This is a genomic window from Streptomyces sp. NPDC111802 (genome assembly GCF_055634335.1).
In genome coordinates this window covers 1-3,827 of record NZ_JBVKCZ010000155.1, presented here as the reverse complement: position 1 = coordinate 3,827, position 3,827 = coordinate 1, and the positions used below count along the sequence as shown (strand labels likewise).

The window sequence follows — 3,827 nt, the reverse complement described above, 5'->3', positions numbered from 1 at the left end:
CCACGCACTCCCAGTAACGTCCACTACTCGCTGAAAGTTGCCAGACACCCGCCGCTACCTGCAGAAACGTCCTAACTCACCGGCATTGGCAGGTCAACCAGCATTTTCGTGCCCTAGTCGGCACTGCTAACTGTGGAACTCAGGACCGAGACGCTCTGTTATTCCCGAAGCACCAGCAGGACAACGCCGCCGATGGCGGCACCTGGGACTGGGAGATGCCTCCGAACGTCATCGACGCCCGCCACCACGACGTTCTCCAAGCCGCGTTGGCCGGCCGGTGCAACGAGGCTGCCGACCTCGCCGCCATCGGGGAACGCGAGGACATCCACGCTCACGGCATCAACTCGGATCAAGCCATCTCCTGGCTGTCGACCCGCGCCCGAGTCGCCGATCTGTGCGGAAGCCCTGACCAAGCCAAACAACTGCGCGCTACCGTCACCCGCATGGGGAAAGACGTCGAATGGTTCGAGCAAACCAAGGGCGATAGGTCACCGCAGTGGCACCGCGGACCCGAACCGACTGTGCCCCAACCGCCCATCGACACGCAGTCGCTGAAGTCCCGCAGGCGTACCTGGCCCTACACGGCGGCGATCGCCGCCCTTGCCATCACCGCCGTCGGCGTGTGGCAGAGCGCAGCAGACGACAAGCAGGATCAGGATCGTCAAGAGAAAGCCGCCGCCTACAAGGGCGTATCGGCGACGGACCTGAACATCGATGGAGTCGAGACCGAGGCCAGGGCGAAGTGGAGCAAGGACGGCGAGTCTGTCGTTCTGTCAGTCTGGGTCGACTGGGAAGAGGACCCCAAGCTCGTTCGGATTGACTCCGGTGACCAGACGGCTCAGGAAAGGACAGCCCCCCTTGAGGAGGGCCAGATCCCCATGCCGATCCATCTGGAAGTGAAGGTGCCGATCAAGGACCGTTACCAGGCAGTCCGTATGACTGTCGCCGTCGGCGGCCCTACATGGCAGCAGGACTCGCGAGCCCCGCGCCGCACGGTTGAGTTCCGCCCGGACCGGACTGCCGTTGACGCAGAGACTGGAAAGCAGCTCAAGCAGCATTACGCTCGGCTGTTTTGATTACTCCGGTGCTCGCAGTCGGCAGTCTGCCGGGAACTCCGATACAGCGCGCCGTAACCGGTCACCCCGCAACACGTTCCTAGTCGCGACAGGACACCTTCTCCCCTGCTCTTGCACGGCGCGCTTGGCCCGTACCTCGCGAGGTACGGGCCATCAGCATGTTGGATTCCGGACGCTCCGCCTGGTCCTCGTGTGCCCGCACTCCGGCGCGGGTGGCGAGGTCGGGGCAGGCCGCCCGGCCGCCCACACCACTCTCTGAGAGACAAGGAGATCTCGCTTTGGCGAAAGGCCCGACCGTTATAGGCGTGCTGACCGAGCCCCCGGCCCCGACCTGGTGGAAGGCCAACCGGCACAAGGTGCTGTTGAGCTTCGGTCTGCTGATCGGCTACCTGGTCGGCACCCACCTGCACGGCGCTCCCGCGCAGTCGGATACCCCGCGTCCAGGCCACACCACGCCCGCGCCGGCGACGCCCAGCTCGCACCGAACGCACACGACCCTCGGAATCGCCGCCTGACCTCAGCACCTCGCCGCGCCGTGCCCCGTCGACGAACCTCGTCGGCGGGGCACGGCGCTTTCGCAGTGAGACTGGAGGAGACGCTTGTGCTCATTCCTCGATCGCGCCGACGGATCGGCCGGCCCCGCCCCCTCCGTCCCGGCCCTCGCTATCCGCAGCGTCCTGGCCGACTTCCTGGTGCCTGGAGTGCGTGATGGGCCGCCGGGACGATGACGACCTGGTCGACGTTGACCTTTACGACGACGGCAGCCCGCTGGAGTTCGGATGGAATCAGGCCCCCGGAGCCGTGGCTGTACGCGCAGCGCTACGCGGCGACGGTCCCGTCCCGGCGACCGGGTTCGCGACCCGCCGCCAGCTGCGCGCCCTGGGGCTGAGCCCCGGCGGCCAGCAGCCCACCACGGCACTCGTATGGCTCGGTGGCTTACGCAGGGCCTGGTTCTACCGCATCGAACTGGCCGTCCCGAAGAGAGTTCCCACGCTGGCGCAGGAGTTAGCGCTGGACCGGGCGATGGCCGCGAGGCAGACCTGCCCGAAGTGCCGCCGCCGGTATTTCCACTGTCTGCGCCTGCGGACGATCGGCAGCTGTGAGGAGTGCTTCGACGGCACGCCCGCCGACCCCAGCAGCTACATCACTCCCCCGACCACGCACGAACTGGCCGCATGAAAAGGACCACGATCATGATCCTCGGCACCGACTTCGAGGCCCACCTGCTCGACTCCGCGCAAGAGGGCCAGCGCGTCCTCGCCCACATCGAGGGCGACACGGCCGCCTCCGTCGGCAGCCTCATCCGCGAGTACACGGACCTGCGCGACCGGGTCCAGCTGCTCGTGGACGGCCTGCCCAAGCACCACCCCGACCCCGAGCTGTGCGCAGCCTGCGCCGCGCTCATGCAGATGTGCCCGTATCACACGGGGCGGGCCGACAGTTGGGCTGAACTCTCCCGCGCGATGCGCCTGCTGGCTGGCGGCGACTCCACCTACGCGATGCTCGTGCTGGAGCGCGCGCAGGAGATCGGGGACGACGCATGACCGCTGCCCCGGACACCGCGATTCCGGCCGCAGGCGACCTGAGCCGGAACCTGGACGACGCGTGCCGCGACGTCGACGCGACGATCACGCGCACCGACTCCAAGGCCAGCTTGTTACTCGCGTTCGACGGCGCGGTCTTCGCCGGAATTGCCAGCCTCGCCGACCGGCACCTACCGCTGCCCGCCAAGGTCTTCGGCGCCCTGGCCGTCGCCGCGCTCGCGGCCGCTGCCGTCCTGCTGCTCCTGGTCGTGCGCCCCAACCTCGGAGGCAATGGCCGCATCGTTCGTGAAGGCTTCCCCCGCTGGGCGCACCTGAGCGAGGCCGACCTGATCACCGCCATGGGCACCGACACCCGTGCGACTCGGGTCAAGACGCTGTCCATCCTCGCCGTCTGCAAGTACAAGCGCCTGACCCGCGCGGTCGACACCATCCTCGCCGCACTGGCCCTGCTCCTGCTGGCCGCCGCGAGCACCCTCACCTGACGGGCGGCTCCCCTTGTGAACCACGGCCCGGAGTGGCCCGACGCCGCTCGGAGCACGCCCCACCAGCACCTCCAACTACAGGAGAACCACGACCGACGCCGCTCCGGCCAAGTCCCTGGACGCTGCCTAGCCGCCGGCCGAAACCCGTACACGACGAAGAGGCGCACCCCATGCCTGGACAGCCCGGGGGTGCGCCTCTTCTTGATGCCCGCCCCACGGGGCGAGATCGGAGTCTCCATCATGCCTGCCCTGACCCTGTTACGGCAGCAGCCCCGCACACTCCTGCTCACCGCGGCCGCCCTGCCGCTCGCCCTGGCCGCCGTCGTGGACGATGTCCGCGTACGGCGCCAGCTGGAGGCCGCACGCCTCGACCAGCTCACCGGCCTGCCCTGCCGCGACGGCCTCACCGCCCACGGCACCAGGCAGCTCGCCGCCCGGCGCCGCGCAGGCGACCTCCTGGTCCTGGCCCTCGACGGCAACGGCTTCAAGGCCATCAACGACGACTACGGCCACGCCGCCGGCGACGCGGTCGTCATCACCCTCGCCCGGCGGCTGCATCAGTGGTGCGCCGCCCGCCAGGGCCTGGCTGCACGCCTGGGCGGAGACGAGTTCGGCGCCGCCGTCGCCGTACCGCGCGAGTACTTCTCCCAGGAGCTCGCCGGCCTGCGCTCCCACATGGACCGGCCCGTTCCCTTCGAGGGCCTGCTGCTGCCGTTCACTGTGTC

General features: G+C 68.8%; 6 protein-coding genes. All 6 read left to right on the top strand.

Going from position 1 to position 3,827, the window contains the following annotated elements; all coding sequences use genetic code 11:
• Nucleotides 1-215 precede the first annotated feature (215 nt).
• Nucleotides 216-1,076 (top strand): hypothetical protein, encoded by an 861-nt coding sequence (locus tag ACZ7NC_RS44795; RefSeq protein ID WP_471498012.1) that lies wholly within the window; start codon nt 216-218, stop codon nt 1,074-1,076.
• 305 nt (nt 1,077-1,381) lie between these two features.
• Nucleotides 1,382-1,591: a hypothetical protein gene (locus tag ACZ7NC_RS44790; RefSeq protein WP_471498009.1), complete on the top strand. Its 210-nt coding sequence runs from the start codon at nt 1,382-1,384 to the stop codon at nt 1,589-1,591.
• Between the two features lie 193 nt (nt 1,592-1,784).
• Complete coding sequence (locus ACZ7NC_RS44785; RefSeq protein ID WP_471498006.1) at nt 1,785-2,255, top strand: RRQRL motif-containing zinc-binding protein; 471 nt, start codon at nt 1,785-1,787, stop codon at nt 2,253-2,255.
• Complete coding sequence (locus ACZ7NC_RS44780) at nt 2,252-2,620, top strand: hypothetical protein (protein ID WP_471498002.1); 369 nt, start codon at nt 2,252-2,254, stop codon at nt 2,618-2,620. Before ACZ7NC_RS44785 ends, ACZ7NC_RS44780 begins: the two co-directional genes overlap by 4 nt.
• Nucleotides 2,617-3,102, top strand: a complete 486-nt coding sequence (locus ACZ7NC_RS44775; RefSeq protein ID WP_471497997.1) for a Pycsar system effector family protein — start codon at nt 2,617-2,619, stop codon at nt 3,100-3,102. Before ACZ7NC_RS44780 ends, ACZ7NC_RS44775 begins: the two co-directional genes overlap by 4 nt.
• 240 nt (nt 3,103-3,342) lie before the next feature.
• Nucleotides 3,343-3,827: GGDEF domain-containing protein (locus tag ACZ7NC_RS44770; protein WP_471497993.1), on the top strand; the 485-nt coding region annotated here is incomplete at its 3' end.